Source organism: Pseudomonas sp. CAN1 (genome assembly GCF_030462585.1).
GTDB lineage: Bacteria > Pseudomonadota > Gammaproteobacteria > Pseudomonadales > Pseudomonadaceae > Pseudomonas.
The window spans coordinates 116,768-138,587 of record NZ_JASMRU010000002.1 but is presented as its reverse complement, the minus strand read 5'-3'; the positions used below and the strand labels follow the sequence as shown (position 1 = coordinate 138,587).

Here is a 21,820-nt window from a genome sequence, read left to right as displayed (position 1 = left end):
TTCATCTGGGCGGGTGCGCAGGCACCCGCGGTAAACGTTCGTCGAGCAGCTGGTGCAGTGCGCTGCTGGTCGGCCAGTTGCGCAGGAAACGCGCACGGTCGCGGGCATAGGCGCGGGCGAAGCTCGCTTCTCGCGAGTGGCGCTGCATGGCATCAAGGTCGATCAACGACCATTGCCCGCCTTCGCCCTGCTCCTGCCAGAACAGGTTGTGCCCTTTGAGGTCGCCGTGGCTGATGCGTTCACGCACCAGCGCCGCGAACAGTCTGTCCAGGGCCACAAGGTCCGATTCCGGCGGCAGGCCGCCCCCTCCCGGTTGCTCCAGGTAGGGTTTGAAACGGGCGATTATATCCTGACCGGCCAGGTAATCGGTAATCAGGAAGGCCGGGCCGCGCAGCCACAGCCAGCGCCGCTCGATCACCGCCAGCGGCCGGGGCGTGGCGATGCCGAGGAAGTCCAGGCGGTTGCCCTCGCGCCAGGAGGCCCAGGCGCGGCTGGGGCGCCAGAAGCGCTTGAACCAGTGCAGCAGGTTCTTGATGTTGTAACGTTTGATGACCAGCGGCCGGCCATCGAGCTCGACCCGCGCCACGGTCGCCGCGCCGCCGGTCTTGTAGATATGCCCTTTGGCGATGAAGGCGTCGGGGTCGGCCAGCAGCGGCTGCAGGCCTTCCTCTTCCTCGCGGCGCGTAGCGCGCAGGCCGAACGGACCCTTGAACACGCTGAACAGGCTGCAGTCGCGGGCGATCTTCTTCATCAGGTCACCGACGCGCCAGCGGCGAATCTTCGCAATCTCCTTCTGCAGGGCTTCCAGCGGCAGCGCGTGCTCGCCGTTGGCCAGCAGGTAGTGGATCAGCAGCTCTTCCAGGAAAGGATCGAGGCTGGCCGGCAACTGGGCGAAGAACACCCCGAGGTTTTCCAGCACGTGCTTGCGCGACAGCGGCTGGCCAGGGGTTTCCGCACGGATACCGGCGCCGTCGATCAGGTACAGCTCACCGTCCTTGCGCAGCAGGTTGTCCAGGTGCAGGTCTTCCTGCCACAGCCCCTTGGCATGCATCCGGGCGATGGCGGTCAGCGCCTCGGCAATGACGGCCGTCTGCGCATCGGACAATACCGGCTCGCCTTCCACGGCGCGCCAGGCATCCCACAGGCTCTGGGCGTTGTCGAGGAATTCGAAGAGCAGCCAGCCGCCCTCGCCGTCCTTCAGGCCATCGGCCAGCAGCGCCGGCGTGGTCAGGCCCTGCTCGGCGAGCAGGCGTACACCGTCGCGTTCGCGCTGGAAATGCTTCGCCGCACGGCCGCCGACCAGCAGCTTGGCCAGTACCGGGCGGCCGCGCCAATTGGCCGCACCGACATAACGCTGGCCGGGCAGCACACGCAGCAGGCTGTCCAGGCGCAGTTCGGCAGCGCCGGCGCCATCCGCCAGCTCGATGCGCAGCGGCAGCGACGGCGTGCGACCGGCATCGCGCAGCGCGGACAGCCTCATGCGCGGTTTTCCTTCTTCTTCCGACGCGCACCCAGGCGGCGATACCAGTCATCGACTTCCGGGCCGCTGGCCGCAGTACCGAGGTAGGCCGCCAGCAGGGTGCGCACGTCGCCTTCGTTCCAGTCCGGCGCGCGGCGCAGCAGCGGTTCGAGGTCACGCACGCGGTCGCGCTGGCCGAACCACAGCGAACGGGTCTTCTCCAGGTCGATCAGGGTCGCCTCGAAGGCGTCGTCGGTTTCGCGCAGGAAGATGTGCTTGGGGTAGAAGCAGCCGTGCATCTGCCCGGCCTCGTGCAGGCGGCGGGCGAGCATGCCGCAGGCGCGCAGGATGGCCTGACGGCGCTCGGCGGCGAGGTTCGACCAGCCCTGCAGCAGGCTGTCCAGGTCACGCCAGCCGTCCAGCGCGCGAGTCATCAGGATCGCCCGTCGCTCGCCACCGACCTGACGCGCGCCAAAGAACGCGGCCTCCATCGAGGGAATGCCAAGCTGGTGGTAGCGCTGGATATTGCGGAACTCGCGGCTGAAGGTCGGCTCGCCGAGCGGGCGCTTCAAGCTGCGGGTCAGGTGGTTGCTCTGGCGCTTGAGGTAGTAGGCGGTGCCGTCCAGTTCCAGGCGATAAACGCTGCTCCAGCCACCCCGCTCGGTGTTGGGCTCGTCCACGGCTTCCAGCTGCAGGTTCCACAGGGCATCGAAATCGGCCAGGGCGTTGCTTTCCAGCAGGGCCTGGTCGCCCTCGGCAATGAAATCCTTCACTCGCGTCCCTCGAAGAAATGCACGATCTGACGGACACGTTTCTTGTCCGATTCGTTCAGTCGTTCGCGGCGCCGGTACAGCAGGTAGAAGTGCAGGCGCTGCGTGTAGGAAAGGTGGTACTTGGCGACCTTGTCGAGGGTGGCCAGGTCCTTGGTGATGCGATAGCGCAGCATGAAGCTGACCCAGTAGCCGCCGATCGGGCAGTCGATGAAGTACACCGTGCCGGCCTGGTCCACCAGGATGTTGCGCCACTTCAGGTCGTTATGGGTGAAGTGGTGGTCATGCATGATCCGCGTGTAGTTGGCCAGTTGCTGGCTGACATGCTCGACCCAGGCGCGATCCTTCAGGCGCGGATCGTCCTGGCGGGCCAACGCGTGCAGGTCCTCGGTGCCGACCAGCTCGCGGGTGATGATCGCGCCACGGGCGAAGGCGCCGTTGACGCGCTCCAGGCCGTAGGCCACCACCTGCGCGGTGGGGATGCCCCACTTGGCGAACTGCTTGAGGTTCTGCCACTCGGCCTTCACCCGCGGGCGCGGCAGGTAACGGCGAAAGCCCTTGCCGGGCTTGCGATAGCGCTTGACGTAATAACGCACGCCGTCGCGTTCGATGCGCACGACGTCGGACATCGCATCCTTGGTGATGCGCTCGCCTTCGACGGCGAACACCGCATCCAGGCTGCCGAAATCGGCGGCGAGATGCTGGTAGTCGGCTTCGAGTACCCAGCCAGCCATCAGAGCAGGTCTCCGTAACGTTGCTTGCGGTCATACAGCTTGGCCGCCTTGCGCTCCATCCAGGCGAGCAGTGCGGCCTCCTCGCGGAGGATGTCACGCAGAGTCTTACCGAAGTAATCACGCAGGAAACGCAACTTGTCGCGGCGGGTCAGGCCGATGTCGAGCGCGGAGAAGTACAGCGCCGCCAGGTCCTTGTTGCGCCAGCGACGCGGGGTGGCGTCGCGGGTCTGGGCGCGGTGCAGGTCGATCACCGACAGGCGCAGGTCATCGGCGCTGACCGGGCGATCGGTGTGCAGCAGGAAGTGGCAGATGTAGCAGTCGCGGTGGTTTACCCCGGCGCGGTGCATGGTGCCGACCATTTTCGCCACCTCGGCGATCAGCGCGCGCTTGAGGCGCGGCTCGGGCGGCGTCTGCAGCCAGTCCAGCGAGAACACTTCCAGGTCGGTGGTCGGCGCCAGCTCCTCGGTGACGATGAAGGAATGCTGGCTGGCCGGATTGCCACCGCGCTCGCCGTAGGCCACCGAGGTCATGGTCGCCACGCCGGCCTGGTGCAGGCGTTCCAGGGCGCGCTGTTCCTGGCCCGCACCGAGCACGGGAAGCTTGGCGCTGAACAGGTTCTTGACGATCTCGCCCCAGCCGATGCCGCGGTGGATCTTGACGAAGTAACCGCGCCCGTCGACTTCGGTGCGCAGGGTGCGGCGGCCTTCCAGCTCGCGGTAGACCTTGCCCTGCAGGCGTTCGACTTCGGCGAACGGGTCCTTGCCGGCCCACAGGGTTTTGAACGGCTCGTGCAGCTCAAGCTTCATGGGCACCGCCTTTGTAGGAGCGAGCTTGCTCGCGAACCCGCATGGCACCCTGGCTCGTAGGGAGAGCATTCGCGAGCAAGCTCGCTCCTACCAGAGCAAAGGCTTTCATGCGCGCTCCTGCAGGATCAGGTCGGCGGCGTGCTGCGGCATGCTGTAGAGGTCGGCGCTGTCGGCGAAGGCCAGGCCGTTGCGCCCCCACTCCGCACGCGCCGCGTCATCTTCGAGCATCTGCTGGAGCATGCCGTTCAGGCGATCCTGCTCGAAGGGCGTCGGCACCACGCGACCGGCCTTCGCCTCGTCGATGTAGTGGGCGTAGCCGCAGACGTCGGTGACCAGCACCGGCAGGCCCGCGACCAGCGCTTCGAGCAGCACGGTACCGGTGTTCTCGTTGTAGGCCGGGTGGATCAGCAGGTCGGCGCCGAGCAGGAAGCGCGGGATATCGCTGCGCCCCTTGAGAATCTGCACGTTGTCCGACAGCCCCAGCGCCTTCACCTGCAGCAGGAACGGCTTGGGATCGTCCTGGCCGATGGCGATCAGGCGGGTGCGCTTGCGTAGCGAGCGCGGCAGCGCGGCCAATGCCTTGAGGCTGCGGTCCAGGCCCTTGGTCTTGAAGCCGGAGCCGATCTGCACCAGCAGCAGGTCGTCGTCGCCAAGCTTGAACTCGCGGCGGAACTCGGCGCGGATTTCGCCGGCGTTGGCCGGCGCGCGACGATCCTGGGCGATGCCCGGCGGCAGCAGGTGGAAGCGCGCCTCGGGGGTACGGTAGTGCTTGATGAACAGAGGCTGTTGCACCTCGGAGATCATCAGGATTTCGGTCTTCGACTCCGGCGCGAACACGGCGCGCTCGTAGTCGGCGAAGTGCTTGTAGCGGCCCCAGCGACGGTAGAAGGAATTGCGCAGGGTCTGCGCCTTGTCCTCGAAGCAGCCGTCGGCGGCGTAGTACACATCCAGGCCCGGCATCTTGTTGAAGCCGATCACCCGGTCCACCGGCGAACGTGCGAGATCCGCCTGCAGCCAGGCGCTGAATTTCTCGTTGCGGCGATGGTTGAACAACGACTTCACCGGCGCCACGCGCACGTCGAAGCCGGACGGGACCTCGCCTTCCCATATTGGCGTGTAGACGCGGATGGAGTGGCCGCGCTGCTGGCATTCCAGGGCGATGCGCATGAAATCGCGCTGCAGCCCGCCGAACGGGAAGTATTTGTAGAGGACGAAAGCCAGGGTCATCGAAGCGTCTCCGGGGCCAGCAGCAGTGCCTCCAGCTGGTTCGCCACGCGCTGGGGATTCAGGCGCGTGAAGCACAGAGGCTGTTCATGCCGCAGGTCGAATTGGCGCTTGTCTTCGGCCGTCGGCTGGTAGGTGCAGGTCTTCTGCAGGCAGGGCGCGCACGAGGGCCAATCACTGGCCAGGTGCACCTGCGAGCGCCCGTAGGCGCCGGTCAGACCGGGGTTGGTCGGGCCGAACAGCGACAGCGTCGGCACGTCCAGGGCGGCGGCCAGGTGTCCGAGCCCGGTGTCGACCGCCACGCAGGCGGAAGCTCCGGCCAGTACCTTGGCCATGCCTGCGAGGCTTAATCTGGGGAGTACCGAGGCGTTTTCCAAGCCTTCGGCGAGCCGTTCGGCGCGCTGCCGCTCGGCGTCGTTGCCCCACGGCAGGCGCACCTGCCAGCCGCGCTCGCCCATGCGCTGGGCCAGTTCGCGCCAGTAGACCTCGGGCCAGTGCTTGGTGACCCAGGTGGTGCCATGCAGGAACACCAGGTAGGGCTCGGTATCCACGGCGTCCAGCAGGCGGCTGCGGTCCAGGCCGTAGTCGCCGGTGCCGGCGGGCAACGGGTAGTCCAGCGCCTGGGCGAACAGCTGGCGCACGCGCTCGACGGCATGCTGGCCCCAGGCGACCGGGTAGGTACGGTTATAGAAGCGGCTGGCGGCCGGCTCGCGGGCCGACTCCTTGTCCAGCCCTGCAATGGGCGTGCGACGGCGCGCGTAGCGGGTCAGCCAGGCGCTCTTGAGCAGGCCCTGGGCGTCGATCACCAGGTCGTAGTCGACTTCTTTCAGGCGGCGCTTGAAGCGGCTCCACTCGCCGCTCTTGAGGGTCTGCCAGAGATTCTTGCGCCAGCGGCGGATCGCCACCGGGATCACCTGGGCCACGGCCGGATGCCAGGCGGGGATCTCGGCGAAGCCCTCCTCCACCACCCAGTCGAACTGGATGCCGGGAATGGCGCGGGCGGCGTCGGTCAACGCCGGCAGGGTGTGGATGACATCGCCCAGGGACGAAGTCTTGATCAGCAGGACCCTCATTCAGCGCTTTCCACATCCACCGGGTCGGCGACCAGTCGGTCCAGCGCTTCGAGCACCGGGCGCGGCTTCAGCTCGCGCAGGCAGTTGTAGTGGCCGAAACGGCAGACGCGATCGAAGCAGGGGCTGCATTCCAGGCCGAGGCGGACGATCTCGACGGCGTCGGCCAGCGGCGGGGTGAACTGCGGCGAGGTGGAGCCGTAGACCGCCACCAGCGGGCGGTTCAGCGCAGCGGCCACGTGCATCAGGCCGGAATCGTTGGTGACCACGGCGCTGGCGCAGGACATCAGGTCGATGGCTTCGGCCAGGGCGGTCTCGCCGGCAAGGTTCACCGACTCCTCGCGCAGGCCGGGGATCAGGCGCATGCGGATGTCTTCGCCACCGGGATGGTCGTTCTTCGAGCCGAAGATCCACACCTGCCAGCCGGCACGGATCTTCACCTCGGCGACCTTGGCGTAGTACTCGGCCGGCCAGCGCTTGGCCTCGCCGAACTCGGCGCCGGGACACAGGGCCAGCACCGGCCGGTCCAGGCTCAGGCCAAACTTGGCCAGGGCGGCCTCGCGGCTCTGCGGATCGATGGACAGGCGCGGCTGTGGATAAGGCTGCGGTAACTCTTCACCTGGCGCGAAAGCGAGGGCCATGAAGCGCTCGATCATCAGCGGGTAGCGTTCTTTATCCAGCGCGCGGATGTCGTTGAGCAGGCCGTAGCGCATCTCGCCTTTCCAGCCGGTGCGCTTGGGGATGCCGGCGAAATACGGCACCAGCGCCGATTTGAGCGAGTTGGGCAGGAGGATCGCCTGGTCGTACTGGCCCTTGAGGGTCTTGCCGATGCGCCGGCGCGAGGCGATGTCCAGCACGCCGTGGCCAAGCGGGAAGCTCAGGGCCTGGCGCACTTCGGGCATGCGCTCGAGGATCGGCCGGCTCCAGTCGGGCGCCAGCACGTCGATCACGCAGTCCGGATGCTGCCGCTTCAGACACTGGAAGAGCGTCTGCGCCATCACCATGTCGCCCACCCAGGAGGGGCCTACGATCAGAATTCTCATGCCTTTTCCGAAAACAAGCGGGGAGGCTCTCGCCTCCCCGTACTCCATTCATCCAGCCGCAGGGCGCGGGCCTCTGCGATCGGGTGCCGAGCAGCGAATGCCGGCAGTCTAGCCCAGCCGTTCTTGCAGCCGGGCGGTTTTCGTCACTCCCTGTGACCTGGCGCAACGGCATTGCGCGCCTTGTTCCTGCTGCCAGCCCAGCACTGACAGCGCGACCCGTTCCGGCGAGCATCATCTCGCCGGATGCTTTCTACTTCACGGGGAATCGCAGCGAATCAGGTCAGCTCGAAGGCCTTCCACATCTGCATCACCATGCGCCTTTCCGCATGGAAGTGGTCGCCGCTCACCACGCCCGGCTGCTTCTGCAGGGACAATCGGTGCGCCGCCGCCCGGTAGGCCTTGTAGGCGTCCTGCAGCTTCAGGACATCCTCGCCGGACATCAACCCGACCCGCTCCAGCGCTTCCAGAATGCGGATGTTGTCGGTGAACTCCACCAGTTCCGGGTGCTGCCACGACCACGCCAGGGCCGCGTATTGCACCATAAATTCGATATCGACGATACCACCGGCGTCCTGCTTGAGATCGAACGGGGCCGCGGCCTCGAAGGCATTCGGCGCAGTGCCGGCGGCCGTGCTCGGGGTGCCGAGGTTGTCGCGCATCTTCGCGCGCATCTCGCTGACTTCCTTGCGCAGCTCAGCCAGGTCGCGCTGCTGGCCCAGCACTTTCGCGCGGATCGCCTCGAACGCCACGGCCACCCGCTTGCAGCCGGCGAGCACGCGGGCGCGCACCAGCGCCTGATGCTCCCAGGTCCAGGCCTCGCCCATCTGGTAGACCTCGAAGGCACGCAGCGAGCTGACCAGCAGGCCGGAGGCGCCGCTGGGGCGCAGGCGCATATCCACCTCGTAGAGCATGCCCGAGGGCGTCTGCGCAGTAAGGAAGTGGATGATCTTCTGCCCCAGGCGCGTGTAGAACTGCGCGCCGTCGATGGACTTCTCGCCGTCGGTCTCGCTCTGCGGGTCGCCATCGTGGATGAACACCAGGTCGAGGTCCGAGCCGTGGCCCAGCTCCAGGCCGCCGGACTTGCCGTAGCCGATGATGATGAAATCCGGATCGCAAGGCGTGCCGTCGACGCGGGTCGGTCGGCCGTGGCGCTGCACCAGTTGGTCCCAGGTCAGGCTCAGCACCTGTTCGAGGATCGCCTCGGCCAGCCAGGTCAGGTAGTCGCTGACCTTCATCAGCGGCAGCGTCCCGGCGATCTCCGAGGCGACCACGCGCAGGCCGTGGGCCAGCTTGAAGTGGCGCAGGGTTTCCATCTGCTGTTCGAGGTCATCCTCGGGGATGCGCATCAGCCGCTCGCGCAGCTCGGCGCCCAGCTCGGCGGCCTGCGGCGGACGGAACAGCCGTCCTTCATTCAATAGCTCGTCGAGCAGGATCGGGAAGCGGGCGATCTGCTCGGCCACCATCGGGCTGGCCGCGCAGAGGGTCAGCAGGCGCTCCAGCGCACCGGGGTTCTCGGTGAGCAACACCAGATAGGCCGAACGCCGCGCCACCGCCTCGATCAGCGGCAGCGTGCGCTCCAGCAGAACGTCCGCCGGGCCGCGCTCGGCGATCATGTTCAACAGGCGCGGCATGAAGGCATCGAGCCGCTCGCGCCCCAGGCGCTGCATGGCACGCACCTGCGCGCCGTGGCGCAGGTCGGTCAGGCGCTTCCAGGCCTGGGCCGGTTCGGCGAAGCCGCTGTCGGCGAACTGCCGGCAGGCGGACTCCTCGTCCACCGCCTCTTCCCAGACGGGAATCCACTCGCCGCCGATGGTGGTGTCGACCTGGCCGTCTTCGTCCTCGTCGGGGTCGGCGATGACCTGGCGGAAATGCCAGTCGATGCGGTCGCGCCACTGGTTGGTGGCCTGGTGGAACGCCGACCAGTTGGCGAAGCCCATGATGAAGGCGAGCCGCACGCGCTCGATCTCGTCCTCCGGCAGCATCTGCGTCTGGCGGTCGGCGATGGCCTGCAGGGCATGCTCGGCGTAGCGCAGGAACTCGTAGCCCTCGCGCAGCTCGGCAACCACCTGCGGCGGCAGGTAGCCCTGCCCTTCGAGGATCGCCAGCACCCGCAGCAACGGCCGCTGCTGCAGGCTGAGGTCACGGCCGCCGTGGATCAGTTGGAAGGCCTGGGCGATGAATTCCACCTCGCGGATGCCGCCGGCGCCCAGCTTGATGTTCTCGCTCATGCCCTTGCGCCGCACTTCCTGCTGGATCAGCTGCTTCATGGTGCGCAGCGCCTCGATGGCAGAGAAGTCCAGGTAGCGCCGGTAGACGAACGGGCGCAGCAGCTCCAGCAGGCGCTGGCCGGCTTCCTGATCGCCGCCGACCACGCGGGCCTTGATCATCGCGTAGCGTTCCCAGTCGCGGCCCTGGTCCTGGTAGTACTGCTCCAGCGCGGCAAAGCTGTGCACCAGCGGGCCGCTGGAGCCGTAGGGGCGCAGGCGCATGTCAACGCGGAAGGCGAAGCCCTCGACGGTGATGGCGTCCAGCGACTTGATCAGCTTCTGCCCCAGGCGGGTGAAGAACTCCTGGTTATCCAGCGCGCGCTTGGCGCCCTGGGTCTCACCGCCCTCGGGGTAGCCGAAGATCAGGTCGATGTCGGAGGACAGGTTCAGCTCGCCCGCGCCCAGCTTGCCCATGCCCAGCACGATCATCTTCTGCGGCAGGCCGGAGCGGTTGCCGATGGGCACGCCGAACTGCTGGCAGTGACGCTGGTAGAGCCAGGCCAGGGACTGGTCGATGCAGGCGTCGGCAAGGTCGGAAAGGTCGCGGCAGGTGCCGGCCAGGTCGCTGCGACGGGTCAGGTCGCGCCAGATGATGCGCACCTGCTGGCGCCGGCGGAAGCGGCGCAGGCGGCGCCCCAGCTCGTCCTCGTCGGCGCAGTCGGCCAGCAGCGCTTCCAGTTGCGCGCCCATTTCGCCGGGCTGCAGGCCACGCTCCAGTTCGCCGGTCGCGGCCAGCATCAATAGAAAGGCAGGATCACGCTGGACCTGCTCGGCGACGAAATCGCTGCCGGCGGTGACCCGGGCGAAATCGGCGTGCCGCTCGTCGGACCAGCCTTCGAAGCTTGCAATCTGCTCGGGAGAAAACGCGGCGATGGCAGTGCGGAAATTCTGTTCGGCCCGCTCGGCGAGGGGCTTCAGGGTGGCCGGCAAAGCGGCCAGGGACGGCAGGCTCATGGTCTATCCTGAGTGGTCGGCGAGGCGCCGGCGATCCCGTCTTTCGCGCCCCTGTAGTTTTACTACTAACTTTTTCTGGCGGAGGGATGTATCCGCTGGCGATTTGTAGTAAAACTACAACCCGCCGGGCGTACCCCCGGAGCACTTCCAAGAATTCGCCGCGTCGCCCACGAGGTTGGCGCAGCTATCGGCAACGATCTACTGGCTTCCGATTCTGGAAGCCTTTCCGCCCTGGAGCAAGCCATGCAAGACCTCGATCCCGTCGAAACCCAGGAATGGCTGGACGCCCTGGAATCGGTCCTGGACCGTGAAGGTGAAGACCGCGCCCATTACCTGATGACCCGTATGGGCGAGCTGGCCAGCCGGTCCGGCACCCAACTGCCCTACGCGATCACCACGCCGTACCGCAACAGCATCCCGGTAACCCACGAAGCCCGCATGCCTGGCGACCTGTTCATGGAACGCCGCATCCGCTCCCTGGTGCGCTGGAACGCCCTGGCGATGGTGATGAAGGCCAACAAGGCCGACCCGGATCTGGGTGGTCACATCTCCTCCTTCGCCTCCTCGGCGACCCTGTATGACGTTGGCTTCAACTACTTCTTCCAGGCCCCGACCGAAGAACACGGCGGCGACCTGGTGTTCTTCCAGGGCCACGCCTCCCCCGGCGTCTACGCCCGCGCCTTCCTCGAAGGCCGCATCACCGAAGACCAGCTGAACAACTTCCGCCAGGAAGTGGACGGCAACGGCCTGTCTTCCTACCCGCACCCCTGGCTGATGCCGGACTTCTGGCAGTTCCCGACCGTTTCCATGGGTCTGGGTCCGATCCAGGCGATCTACCAGGCGCGCTTCATGAAGTACCTGGAAAGCCGCGGCTTCATCCCCGCCGGCAAGCAGAAGGTCTGGTGCTTCATGGGCGACGGCGAGTGCGACGAGCCCGAATCCCTGGGCGCGATCTCCCTGGCCGGCCGCGAGAAGCTGGACAACCTGATCTTCGTCATCAACTGCAACCTGCAGCGCCTCGACGGCCCGGTTCGCGGCAACGGCAAGATCATCCAGGAACTCGAAGGCGTGTTCCGTGGCGCCGAGTGGAACGTCAACAAGGTGGTCTGGGGTCGCTTCTGGGACCCGCTGTTCGCCAAGGACACCGCCGGCCTGCTGCAGCAGCGCATGGACGAGGTCATCGACGGCGAGTACCAGAACTACAAGGCCAAAGACGGCGCCTACGTGCGTGAGCACTTCTTCGGTGCACGTCCGGAGCTGCTGGAGATGGTCAAGGACCTCTCCGACGAGGAAGTCTGGAAACTCAACCGTGGCGGCCACGACCCCTACAAGGTCTATGCGGCCTACCACCAGGCGGTCAACCACAAGGGCCAGCCGACCGTCATCCTGGCCAAGACCATCAAGGGCTATGGCACAGGTTCGGGCGAAGCGAAGAACATCGCGCACAACGTCAAGAAGGTCGACGTCGAGTCGCTGAAGTCGTTCCGCGACAAGTTCGACATCCCGATCAAGGATGCCGACCTGGAAAACCTGCCGTTCTACCGCCCCGAGGAAGGCAGCGCCGAGGCCAAGTACCTGGCCAACCGCCGTGCCGCACTGGGCGGTGTGATGCCGGTGCGCCGCGAGAAGAGCTTCCAGGTCCCGGTTCCCCCGCTGGAAACCCTCAAGGCCATGCTCGATGGCTCGGGCGACCGCGAAATCTCCACCACCATGGCCTTCGTGCGGATCATCTCGCAGCTGGTCAAGGACAAGGAACTCGGCCCGCGCATCGTCCCGATCGTGCCGGACGAAGCCCGTACCTTCGGTATGGAAGGTATGTTCCGTCAGCTGGGTATCTACTCCTCCGTCGGCCAGCTGTACGAGCCGGTGGATAAGGACCAGGTGATGTTCTACCGCGAGGACAAGAAAGGTCAGATCCTCGAGGAAGGCATCAACGAAGCCGGCGCCATGTCCAGCTGGATCGCCGCGGGTACCTCGTACTCCACGCACAACCAGCCGATGCTGCCGTTCTACATCTTCTATTCGATGTTCGGCTTCCAGCGTATCGGCGACCTGGCCTGGGCCGCTGGCGACAGCCGCGCGCACGGCTTCCTGATCGGCGGCACCGCCGGCCGTACCACCCTGAACGGTGAAGGCCTGCAGCACGAAGACGGTCACAGCCACCTGCTGGCGGCGACCATCCCGAACTGCCGCACCTACGATCCGACCTACGCCTACGAGCTGGCGGTGATCATCCGCGAAGGCTCGCGTCAGATGATCGAAGAGCAGCAGGACATCTTCTATTACATCACCGTGATGAACGAGAACTACGTCCAGCCGGCCATGCCCAAGGGCGCAGAGGAAGGCATCATCAAGGGCATGTACCTGCTCGATGAGGACAAGAAGGCCGCCGCACATCACGTGCAGCTGCTGGGCTCGGGCACCATCCTGCGTGAAGTCGAAGCCGCCGCGAAGATCCTGCGCGAAGACTTCGGCATCGGCGCCGACGTCTGGTCGGTACCGAGCTTCAACGAACTGCGCCGCGACGGCCTGGCTGTCGAGCGCTGGAACCGCCTGCACCCGGGTCAGAAGCCGAAGCAGAGCTACGTCGAAGAGTGCCTCGCCGGCCGCAAGGGCCCGGTGATCGCCTCCACCGACTACATGAAGCTCTACGCCGAGCAGATCCGTCAGTGGGTGCCGAGCAAGGAGTTCAAGGTCCTGGGCACCGACGGCTTCGGCCGCAGCGACAGCCGCCGCAAGCTGCGCGACTTCTTCGAAGTCGACCGCCACTGGGTGGTGCTGGCCGCGCTGGAAGCCCTGGCCGATCGCGGTGATATCGAACCCAAGGTCGTGGCCGAAGCCATCGCCAAGTTCGGCATCAACCCCGAAAAACGTAACCCGCTGGACTGCTGAGGAGAGGCACGATGAGCGAACTGATTCGTGTACCCGACATCGGCAATGGTCAGGGTGAAGTCATCGAACTGCTGGTCAAGGTCGGCGACACCGTCGAGGCCGACCAGAGCCTGCTGACCCTGGAATCCGACAAGGCCAGCATGGAAATCCCCTCGCCGAAAGCCGGCGTGGTGAAGAGCCTGAAGGTCAAGGTGGGCGACACCCTGAAGGAAGGCGACGAGATCCTCGAGCTGGAAGTCGAGGGTGGTTCGGCGGCTGCCGAAGCGCCCAAGGCCGAAGCTCCGGCTCCGGCCGCCGAGGCACCCAAGGCAGAGGCTCCGGCCGCTGCCCCGGCGCCGGCTGCCGCGCCTGCTGCTGCCGCCAGCGTCCAGGACATCCACGTCCCGGACATCGGCTCGGCCGGCAAGGCCAACGTCATCGAAGTCATGGTGAAAGCCGGCGACACGGTCGAAGCCGACCAGTCGCTGATCACCCTGGAATCGGACAAGGCCAGCATGGAAATCCCCTCGCCGGCCTCCGGCGTGGTGGAAAGCGTGTCGATCAAGGTCGGTGACGAAGTTGGCACCGGCGACCTGATCCTCAAGCTCAAGGTCGCGGGCGCTGCTGCCCCGGCTGCTGCCGAAGCTCCGGCTGCCGCACCGGCTCCGGCCGCTGCTGCCCCTGCCGCCGCTCCGGCACCGGCTGCCGCGGCTCCGGCTGCGGAAGCCGCTCCGGTGGGCGCGCCCAGCCGTGACGGCGCCAAGGTTCACGCTGGCCCCGCAGTGCGCATGGTCGCCCGCGAGTTCGGCGTCGAGCTGAACGAAGTCAAAGGCACCGGTCCGAAAGGCCGCATCCTCAAGGAAGACGTGCAGCTGTTCGTCAAGGAACAACTGCAGCGCGCCAAATCCGGCGCGCCGGCTGGCGCCACTGGTGGCGCGGGCATCCCGCCGATTCCGGAAGTCGACTTCAGCAAGTTCGGCGAAGTGGAAGAAGTGGCGATGACCCGCCTGATGCAGGTCGGCGCCGCCAACCTGCATCGCAGCTGGCTGAACGTGCCGCACGTGACCCAGTTCGACTCGGCCGACATCACCGAGATGGAAGCCTTCCGCGTGGCCCAGAAAGCCGTTGCGGAAAAGGCTGGCGTCAAGCTGACCGTGCTGCCGATCCTGCTGAAGGCCTGTGCCCACCTGCTCAAGGAAATGCCGGACTTCAACAGCTCGCTGGCCCCCAGCGGCAAGGCGCTGATCCGCAAGAAGTACGTGAACATCGGCTTTGCCGTGGACACCCCGGATGGTCTGCTGGTCCCGGTGATCAAGAACGTCGACCAGAAGAGCCTCCTGCAACTCGCCGCCGAAGCCGCCGAACTGGCCGAGAAAGCGCGCACCAAGAAGCTCTCCGCCGACGCCATGCAGGGCGCCTGCTTCACCATCTCCAGCCTCGGCCACATTGGCGGCACCGGCTTCACGCCGATCGTCAACGCGCCGGAAGTGGCGATCCTGGGTGTCAGCAAGGCGACCATGCAGCCGGTGTGGGACGGCAAGGCCTTCCAGCCGCGCCTGATGCTGCCGCTGTCGCTGTCCTACGATCACCGCGTGATCAACGGGGCGGCCGCCGCGCGCTACACCAAGCGCCTGTCCGACCTGCTGGCGGATATCCGCACGCTGCTGCTGTAAGAGCTCTTCCTGCAAGTGTTGTAAAAGGCCGGCCCCGCGCCGGCCTTCCTCTCGACGAGCACGCCACGCTCGTACTCTCCAGCCCTGCCAGATGGCGGGGCTTCTTTTTGCCTGGCCACTTCTGACCAGCGGTCCGCGATCCAGAGCGCCAGGGTTCAACTTCCCGGTGTGACGGCCGATACAGTCCTGGCTTGTCATGGCCCCGTGCCTCATGCAACTCTTGCCAACGCCCATAGAAGTCGGGCGAGGCCATGTCCCTCGTCCAGCACCCTGGAATTCCACCGCGCATGAAGACTCATCCCGATGCCGCCAGCCGTCAGGCGGCCGAGGTTGTCACGCAGCTTCCCGTCCCTTCGAGGCTCGGGATGCTGCGCTTCGAGCGCTTGAATGAACCCAGCTGGACCCTGCTGTTCCTCGACCCCGGCTGCGAACGCCAGATCGGCGTGCCGGCCCAGGACCTCTGCGGCATCCTCGACGCCCCCTACGCCAGCCTGATGGAGCCCGAGGCGCGCCATCGCCTGCACGAACAAGTGCAACAGCAACTGCTCAAGGACAACCGCTACCGGGTGCGCTACCTGCTGCATTCGCCGCGCGGCACGCTGGACGTGCTGGAAGTCGGCGAATCCTTCCAGCAGCACGGCCGCCAGCTGCTCCACGGCTACCTGCTGCAGACCGAGGGTGACGAGCAGAGCACCGAGCTGGACCCGCGCCTGCTCGACCTCGAAGCGCAGAACATCCGCCTGAAGATGTCCCTGGAGATGTACCAGCGCTCCCAGGACGAACACCTGCAGCACCTGGTGCGCTCGCGCACCCAGCAGAACCTCATCGTGCGCCTGGCGCGGCACCGCTACCTGTCCAGCGACCCGCTGCTGGAAGCCGCCCAACTGATCGCCCAGGCTGCCTGCGAGGCCTACGACGTGGCCCGCGCCGGCCTCTGGCGCCTGCACCCGGACAATCGCCTGGAAGCGGTCACCGTCTACCGTCGCGACACCGACCAGTACGAAAAGCCCCAGGACATCGACGCCAGCAACTTCCCCAACTACATCGACGCGGTGCATAGCGGCCGCGCCATCGACGCCCACAACGCCCAGCAGGACCCGCGCACCCAGGAACTGGCGGCGCGCTATCTGCGCCCGCAGGGCATCAGCGCCATGCTCGACGCCACTATCCGCGTCGGCGGCGAGGTAGTCGGCGTGCTCTGCCTGGAGCATGTCGGCGAAGTACGCATGTGGCAGAGCGACGAGATCGCCTTTGCCGGCGAACTGGCCGACCAGTACGCCCAGGTGCTGATGAACCACGAGCGGCGCAACGTTTCCAGCGCCCTGCACCTGTTCCAGCGCGCCGTCGAGCAGAGCGCCAGCGCCTTCCTGCTGATCGACCGCGACGGCCTGGTGGAATACGTCAACCCGAGCTTCACCGCGATCACCCAGTACGGCGCCGACGAAGTCCGCGGCCGCCGCTTGCCGGAGCTGCCGGCGCTGGCGAATCTCAGCGAGCTGCTGTTCGACGCGCGCTCCACCCTGGTCACCCAGAACAGCTGGCAGGGCGAGTTCCGCAGCCGGCGCAAGAACCTCGAGCCTTACTGGGGCCAGCTGTCGCTGTCCAAGGTCTACGACGACCAGGGCGAGCTGACCCACTACATCGGCATCTACGAAGACATCACCCAGAGCAAGCTGGCCCAGCAGCACATCGAGAAGCTCGCCTACCGTGACAACCTCACGGGCCTGGCCAACCGGCACTTCTTCATCAACGCCCTGGAAGAGCGCCTGCAGGCCGGCAGCCAGCACTCGCTGAGCCTGCTGCTGGTGGACATCGACAACTTCAAGCGGATCAACGACAGCCTCGGCCACCAGACCGGCGACAAGCTGCTGTCCAACCTCGCCCGGCGCCTGCGCAGCAGCCTGAGCGACAGCGCCACCCTGGCGCGCTTCGCCAGCAACGAATTCGCCGTGCTGCTGGAGGAATCCGTGGCCGGCCGTGGCGAGAAGGTCGCCGCGCAGATCCTCTCGGTGCTCGACAAGCCGCTGTTCGTCGACAACCAGCTGATCAGCATCACCGGCTCCATCGGCATCGCCTACGCGCCACAGCACGGGCAGGACCCGCAGACCCTGATGAAGCACGCCGGCCTCGCGCTGCACAAGGCCAAGGCCAACGGCAAGCACCAGGTACAGACCTTCACCGAGGCGATGACCGCCGAGGCCAGCTACAAGCTGTTCGTCGAGAGCAACCTGCGCCGCGCGCTGGTGCAGGACGAACTGGCGGTGCACTACCAGCCCAAGCTGTGCCTGCGCAGCGGCGCGCTGCTCGGCCTGGAGGCCCTGCTGCGCTGGCAGCACCCGGAGAAGGGCATGATCCGCCCGGACCAGTTCATCAGCGTCGCCGAGGAAACCGGCCTGATCATCCCCATCGGCAAATGGGTGATCCGCCAGGCCTGCCGCCAGGTGCGCGAGCTGGCCGCCAAGGGCCTGGGCGAGCTGCACATGGCGATCAACCTGTCGCCCAAGCAGTTCAGCGACCCGGACCTGGTCGGCTCCATCGCCGCGATCCTCCACGAGGAAGGCATCCCCGCCGGCCAGCTGGAGCTGGAGCTCACCGAAAGCCTGCTGCTGGACGCCACCGACGACACCCGCCAGCAGCTCGAACGCCTGAAGCACCTCGGCCTGACCCTGGCCATGGCCATGGACGACTTCGGCACCGGCTACTCGTCGCTGAGCTACCTGAAGAAATTCCCCATCGACGTGATCAAGATCGATCGCAGCTTCATCAAGGACATCCCGGACAACCAGGACGACATGGAAATCACCTCGGCGGTGATCGCCATGGCCCACAACCTCAAGCTGCAAGTGGTCGCCGAAGGCGTCGAGACCGCCGCCCAGCTGGCCTTCCTGCGGCGCAACCGCTGCGACATCGGCCAGGGCTACCTGTTCGACAAGCCGATCCCCAGCCACGACCTCTCCGCCAGCCTGCAACGCTACCCCTGCCGCCCGCACTGAGCCGGCCTGGCGCGGCGTGCCCGCAGCCACGCCCTTGAGCACGCGCAAACATCCCGCAAAGCAAAACAAACGCTGTAATCTTCGGCGAGTACCCGAGTCTATTGCCGCCCCCATTTCGAGGAGACGAATGCCATGACCCTGCGCTCGCAAATACTTGTCCACAAGCTGGAGCTGCCCAGCTCCGCCCAGGCCCTGCCCGGCCGCGAGAGTCCGATGCCGGTGCCCGAAGCGCATCACGTCAATGGCCGCCCGCTGAGCGCGCCCTTCCCCGCCGGCCTGCAGCAGATCGTGGTCGGCCTGGGCTGCTTCTGGGGTGCCGAGCGGCGCTTCTGGCAGCAACCGGGCGTGTGGGTCACTGCCGCGGGCTACGCCGGTGGCTTCACGCCGAACCCGACCTACGACGAAGTCTGCTCCGGCCTGACCGGCCACAGCGAAGTCGTGCTGGTGGTCTACGACCCGCGTGAAACCAGCATCGAAGCGCTGCTGAAGGTGTTCTGGGAATCCCACGACCCGACCCAGGGCATGCGCCAGGGCAACGACACCGGCACCCAGTACCGCTCGGCGATCTACTGGTTCGACCAGGCGCAGAAGACCGCCATCGAAGCCAGCCGCGCCGCCTTCCAGCAGGAACTGAACGCCAAGGGCTACGGCGAGATCACCACGGAAATCCGCGAGGTGCCGCCGTTCTACTACGCCGAGGCCTACCACCAGCAGTACCTGGCGAAGAACCCCAACGGCTACTGCGGCCTGGGTGGCACTGGCGTCTGCATGCCGGCGTGAACCTGCTCTTGTAGGAGCGAGCTTGCTCGCGAACCGGCCTCGCCGTGAAGCTGTTCGCGAGCAAGCTCGCTCCTACAGGGACCACGGTGCCACCCGGTGACGTAGGAGCGGACTCCGTCCGCGATCGGCCCAGCCCCACGCCATTCCTGCGCCCCACAAAAAAGCCCCGGCACTGCCGGGGCTTTTTTCATTCGGCGATCAGCCAATCCACCTGGCTGCTGCCTTCGCTTTGCGCCAGCGTCTCGGCCAGCCAAGGCAACAGGCCGCGCAGTTCCTCGTCCAGCGGCCACGGCGGGTTGGCGATGACCAGCCCGGAACCGTTCAGGCGATCCGCCGTGTCAGCCGGGTGCACGCACAGCTCCACTCGCAACAGCTTCGGCGCCGAGCTCTTCTCCAGGCGCTGATAGAAGCGCTTGAGCTGGCGGCGGTCCTTGATCGGGTACCAGATGGCGACCACGGTCTGGCGCATGCGGCCGATGGCCTCGTCCAGCGCGGTCACGCAGCGCTCCAGGTCGTCGGGCTGCTCGAAGGGCGGGTCGATCAGCAGCACGCCGCGTTTCTCGGCAACGGGCAGGAAGGCGCGGGGCAGCAGCCAGCCGTCGCCCTGGTGCACCGAGATGCGCCGTTCGCCCGCCATGTTGGCCTTGAGCAGGCGGCCGTCTTCCGGGTGCAGTTCGTTGAGCATCACCCGGTCCTGCGGGCGGGTCAGGCGCCGCGCCAGCTCCGGCGAGCCGGGGTAGAACTCCAGGCCGCCGTCGGGATTCAGCGCACTGACCACCTCCAGATAATCCTGCAGCAGCTCCGGCAGGTCATCGCGCTCGTACAGACGGCCGATGCCCGACTCCCACTCGCCGGTACGGCTGGCCTCATCGCCCAGCAGGTCGTACAGGCCGATGCCCGAATGGCTGTCGAGGTAGGCGAAGGGCGTGTCCTTGCGCGCCATCAGCGCGAAGATGCGGGCAAGGACGATATGTTTCAGCACGTCGGCATGGTTGCCGGCGTGGTAGGCGTGGCGGTAGTTCATGGATTGCGGACTCCTCAAGGCGCGCAGTTTAGGTCCTGCGACGGGTGCGGTGCGAGTCCGCCGTCGCCGGGGCCCGCCGGGAGGCCGGGCGTTTTAGCCCTTTATCACGCTCATGGATGATTCTGTGCGCGCTTCATTCACCAGACTAGACTGCGCCGATTCCCACGGAGGTCGATCCATGTCCGAGACCCTGCTCAGCTCCCGCAACCTCGCTTTCGAACTCTACGAAGTGCTCGACGCCGAGGCCCTGACCCAGCGCGAACGCTTCGCCGACCACAACCGCGAGACCTTCGACGCCGCCCTGGGCACTGCCCGCGGCATCGCCGAGGAGCTGTTCGCCCCGCACAACCGCAAGAACGACGAGAACGAACCGCAATACGTCGACGGCGGCGCGGTGCTCATCCCGGAAGTGAAGCCAGCGGTGGATGCCTTCAATGAGGCCGGCTTCCAGAACGCCTCGCGCAGCTTCGAACAGGGCGGCATGCAGTTGCCGCACCTGCTCGCTCGCGCCTGCTTCGCGCACTTCCAGTCGGCCAACATCGCCACCTCGTCCTACCCGATGCTGAGCATGGGTTCCAGCCACCTGATCGAGACCTTCGGCAGCGAAGAACAGAAACGCCTGTTCCTGCAGCCGATGATCGAAGGTCGCTGGTTCGGCACCATGGCCCTGACCGAGCCCCACGCCGGCTCGTCCCTGGCCGACATCCGCACCCGCGCGGAACCGGCCGGCGACGGCAGCTACCGGATCAAGGGCAACAAGATCTTCATCTCCGGCGGCGACCACCCGCTGTCGGACAACATCGTGCACATGGTGCTGGCCAAGCTGCCGGACGCCCCGCCCGGCGTGAAAGGCATCAGCCTGTTCATCGTGCCGAAGTTCCTGGTCAACGACGACGGCTCCCTCGGCGCGCGCAACGACGTGACCCTGGCCGGCCTGTTCCACAAGATGGGCTGGCGCGGCACCACCTCCACTGCGCTGAACTTCGGTGACAAGGGCGAGTGTGTCGGCTACCTGGTCGGCAAGCCGCACCACGGCCTGGCCTACATGTTCCAGATGATGAACGAAGCACGTATCGGCGTCGGCATGGGCGCCATCATGCTCGGCTATGCCGGCTACCTGTACTCCCTGGAATACGCCCGCGAGCGCCCCCAGGGCCGCCCGGTGGATGCCAAGGACCCGACCTCGGCGCCGGTGTCGATCATCGAGCACACCGACGTACGGCGCATGCTGCTGACCCAGAAGGCCTACGTCGAGGGCGCCTTCGACCTCGGCCTGTACGCCGCGCGCCTGGTGGACGACTGCGAGACGCTGGCCACCGAAGAGGAGCGCAAGCAGGCCCACGAACTGCTCGACCTGCTCACCCCGATCGTCAAGTCCTGGCCCTCGGACTTCTGCCTCAAGGCCAACGAACTGGCGGTGCAGATCCTCGGCGGCCACGGTTACACCCGCGAATACCCGGTGGAGCAGTACTACCGCGACAACCGCCTGAACCCGATCCACGAAGGCACCCATGGCATCCAGTCGCTGGACCTGCTGGGCCGCAAGCTGGCGCAGAACAATGGCGCCGGCCTCAAGCAGCTGACCCGCCTGATCAACCAGTGCTGCGAGCGCGCCAGCGCACACTCGTCGCTGGACAAGCTGCGCGAACCGCTGGAACAACTGATGGCGCGCCTGTCGGCCACCACCCTGAGCCTGCTCGGCGACCTGATGCAGGGCCGCGTGGCGCAAGGGCTGGCCAACTCGGCGCTGTACCTGAAGGTGTTCGGCCACGCAGTGATCGGCTGGCGCTGGCTGGAGCAGGCCATTCGCGCCGAGGAAGGCCTGGCGCGCGGAGATGCTTCGGACGCTGACTTCTACCGCGGCAAGCTGCAGGCCGCGCGCTACTTCCTGACCTGGGAAGTGCCGTCCTGCCACCACGACCTCACGCTGCTCGAAGCCCGCGACGACACCTGTTTCACCATGCGGGACGCCTGGTTCTAGGCCCCCGCATGAGCTTTGCGCCCCGGTCACGTCCGGGGCTTTTTTATGCCCGGCGCCTGGAGGCATCCCACAGGCAGACAGAGCACCGCGGCAGCAACCGAAGGAATATTCCCACACAAATAGACGCCCCGACCGACTACCTGGCCCCCGTCGCATGCCGTTGAATGGCGC

At 66.5% G+C, this 21,820-nt stretch carries 14 protein-coding genes; 5 read left to right on the top strand and 9 right to left on the bottom strand.

Going from position 1 to position 21,820, the window contains the following annotated elements:
- Position 1 precedes the first annotated feature (1 nt).
- The 8 genes from QO207_RS03565 to glnE all read right to left on the bottom strand — a co-directional run bounded on the left by QO207_RS03565 (position 2) and on the right by glnE (position 10,327).
- Positions 2-1,480: a lipopolysaccharide kinase InaA family protein gene (locus QO207_RS03565; protein WP_301531213.1), complete on the bottom strand. Its 1,479-nt coding sequence runs from the start codon at positions 1,478-1,480 to the stop codon at positions 2-4.
- Positions 1,477-2,232: a lipopolysaccharide kinase InaA family protein gene (locus QO207_RS03560; RefSeq protein ID WP_301531212.1), complete on the bottom strand. Its 756-nt coding sequence runs from the start codon at positions 2,230-2,232 to the stop codon at positions 1,477-1,479. The genes QO207_RS03565 and QO207_RS03560 overlap by 4 nt, the downstream gene beginning before the upstream one ends.
- On the bottom strand, positions 2,229-2,963 hold the full coding sequence (locus tag QO207_RS03555; protein WP_301531211.1) for a lipopolysaccharide kinase InaA family protein: 735 nt from the start codon (positions 2,961-2,963) through the stop codon (positions 2,229-2,231). The genes QO207_RS03560 and QO207_RS03555 overlap by 4 nt, the downstream gene beginning before the upstream one ends.
- A complete protein-coding gene (gene rfaP, locus QO207_RS03550; protein ID WP_301531210.1) occupies positions 2,963-3,769 on the bottom strand; it encodes a lipopolysaccharide core heptose(I) kinase RfaP in 807 nt (268 codons plus the stop codon). Before rfaP ends, QO207_RS03555 begins: the two co-directional genes overlap by 1 nt.
- Positions 3,770-3,874: 105 nt before the next feature.
- A complete protein-coding gene (locus tag QO207_RS03545) occupies positions 3,875-4,996 on the bottom strand; it encodes a glycosyltransferase family 4 protein (RefSeq protein ID WP_301531209.1) in 1,122 nt (373 codons plus the stop codon).
- Positions 4,993-6,066, bottom strand: coding sequence for a lipopolysaccharide heptosyltransferase I (gene waaC, locus QO207_RS03540; protein ID WP_301531208.1), 1,074 nt, complete (start codon positions 6,064-6,066; stop codon positions 4,993-4,995). Before waaC ends, QO207_RS03545 begins: the two co-directional genes overlap by 4 nt.
- Positions 6,063-7,106, bottom strand: a complete 1,044-nt coding sequence (waaF, locus tag QO207_RS03535; protein WP_301531207.1) for a lipopolysaccharide heptosyltransferase II — start codon at positions 7,104-7,106, stop codon at positions 6,063-6,065. Before waaF ends, waaC begins: the two co-directional genes overlap by 4 nt.
- A 275-nt stretch (positions 7,107-7,381) precedes the next feature.
- On the bottom strand, positions 7,382-10,327 hold the full coding sequence (gene glnE, locus QO207_RS03530; protein WP_301531206.1) for a bifunctional [glutamate--ammonia ligase]-adenylyl-L-tyrosine phosphorylase/[glutamate--ammonia-ligase] adenylyltransferase: 2,946 nt from the start codon (positions 10,325-10,327) through the stop codon (positions 7,382-7,384).
- A gap of 243 nt (positions 10,328-10,570) precedes the next feature.
- Between glnE and aceE the strand changes: the two genes are divergently transcribed.
- The 4 genes from aceE to msrA all read left to right on the top strand — a co-directional run bounded on the left by aceE (position 10,571) and on the right by msrA (position 18,644).
- A complete protein-coding gene (aceE, locus tag QO207_RS03525; RefSeq protein WP_301531205.1) occupies positions 10,571-13,219 on the top strand; it encodes a pyruvate dehydrogenase (acetyl-transferring), homodimeric type in 2,649 nt (882 codons plus the stop codon).
- Between the two features lie 11 nt (positions 13,220-13,230).
- Entirely contained in the window at positions 13,231-14,871 is a 1,641-nt protein-coding gene (aceF, locus tag QO207_RS03520; RefSeq protein WP_301531204.1) for a dihydrolipoyllysine-residue acetyltransferase, read from the top strand.
- A gap of 287 nt (positions 14,872-15,158) precedes the next feature.
- Positions 15,159-17,864: a bifunctional diguanylate cyclase/phosphodiesterase gene (locus QO207_RS03515; protein ID WP_301531203.1), complete on the top strand. Its 2,706-nt coding sequence runs from the start codon at positions 15,159-15,161 to the stop codon at positions 17,862-17,864.
- Positions 17,865-17,996: 132 nt separating this feature from the next.
- Positions 17,997-18,644, top strand: coding sequence for a peptide-methionine (S)-S-oxide reductase MsrA (gene msrA / locus QO207_RS03510; RefSeq protein WP_301531202.1), 648 nt, complete (start codon positions 17,997-17,999; stop codon positions 18,642-18,644).
- 187 nt (positions 18,645-18,831) lie between these two features.
- On the opposite strand, the gene QO207_RS03505 is transcribed toward msrA, so the two are convergent.
- On the bottom strand, positions 18,832-19,668 hold the full coding sequence (locus QO207_RS03505) for a 23S rRNA (adenine(2030)-N(6))-methyltransferase RlmJ (protein ID WP_301531201.1): 837 nt from the start codon (positions 19,666-19,668) through the stop codon (positions 18,832-18,834).
- 178 nt (positions 19,669-19,846) lie between these two features.
- Between QO207_RS03505 and QO207_RS03500 the strand changes: the two genes are divergently transcribed.
- The gene (locus QO207_RS03500) at positions 19,847-21,649 is read left to right on the top strand and encodes an acyl-CoA dehydrogenase (RefSeq protein ID WP_301531200.1); all 1,803 of its coding nucleotides are present in this window, start codon (positions 19,847-19,849) and stop codon (positions 21,647-21,649) included.
- Positions 21,650-21,820 lie beyond the last annotated feature (171 nt).

Bases quoted from the DNA above. Each gene is read 5' to 3' on its own strand.
- aceE (WP_301531205.1), top strand. From the start codon at position 10,571: ATGCAAGACCTCGATCCCGTCGAAACCCAGGAATGGCTGGACGCCCTG.
- QO207_RS03565 (WP_301531213.1), bottom strand. From the start codon at position 1,480: ATGAGGCTGTCCGCGCTGCGCGATGCCGGTCGCACGCCGTCGCTGCCG.
- QO207_RS03500 (WP_301531200.1), top strand. From the start codon at position 19,847: ATGTCCGAGACCCTGCTCAGCTCCCGCAACCTCGCTTTCGAACTCTAC.
- QO207_RS03545 (WP_301531209.1), bottom strand. From the start codon at position 4,996: ATGACCCTGGCTTTCGTCCTCTACAAATACTTCCCGTTCGGCGGGCTG.
- waaF (WP_301531207.1), bottom strand. From the start codon at position 7,106: ATGAGAATTCTGATCGTAGGCCCCTCCTGGGTGGGCGACATGGTGATG.
- QO207_RS03555 (WP_301531211.1), bottom strand. From the start codon at position 2,963: ATGGCTGGCTGGGTACTCGAAGCCGACTACCAGCATCTCGCCGCCGAT.
- waaC (WP_301531208.1), bottom strand. From the start codon at position 6,066: ATGAGGGTCCTGCTGATCAAGACTTCGTCCCTGGGCGATGTCATCCAC.
- QO207_RS03505 (WP_301531201.1), bottom strand. From the start codon at position 19,668: ATGAACTACCGCCACGCCTACCACGCCGGCAACCATGCCGACGTGCTG.
- aceF (WP_301531204.1), top strand. From the start codon at position 13,231: ATGAGCGAACTGATTCGTGTACCCGACATCGGCAATGGTCAGGGTGAA.
- QO207_RS03515 (WP_301531203.1), top strand. From the start codon at position 15,159: ATGAAGACTCATCCCGATGCCGCCAGCCGTCAGGCGGCCGAGGTTGTC.
- glnE (WP_301531206.1), bottom strand. From the start codon at position 10,327: ATGAGCCTGCCGTCCCTGGCCGCTTTGCCGGCCACCCTGAAGCCCCTC.
- msrA (WP_301531202.1), top strand. From the start codon at position 17,997: ATGACCCTGCGCTCGCAAATACTTGTCCACAAGCTGGAGCTGCCCAGC.
- rfaP (WP_301531210.1), bottom strand. From the start codon at position 3,769: ATGAAGCTTGAGCTGCACGAGCCGTTCAAAACCCTGTGGGCCGGCAAG.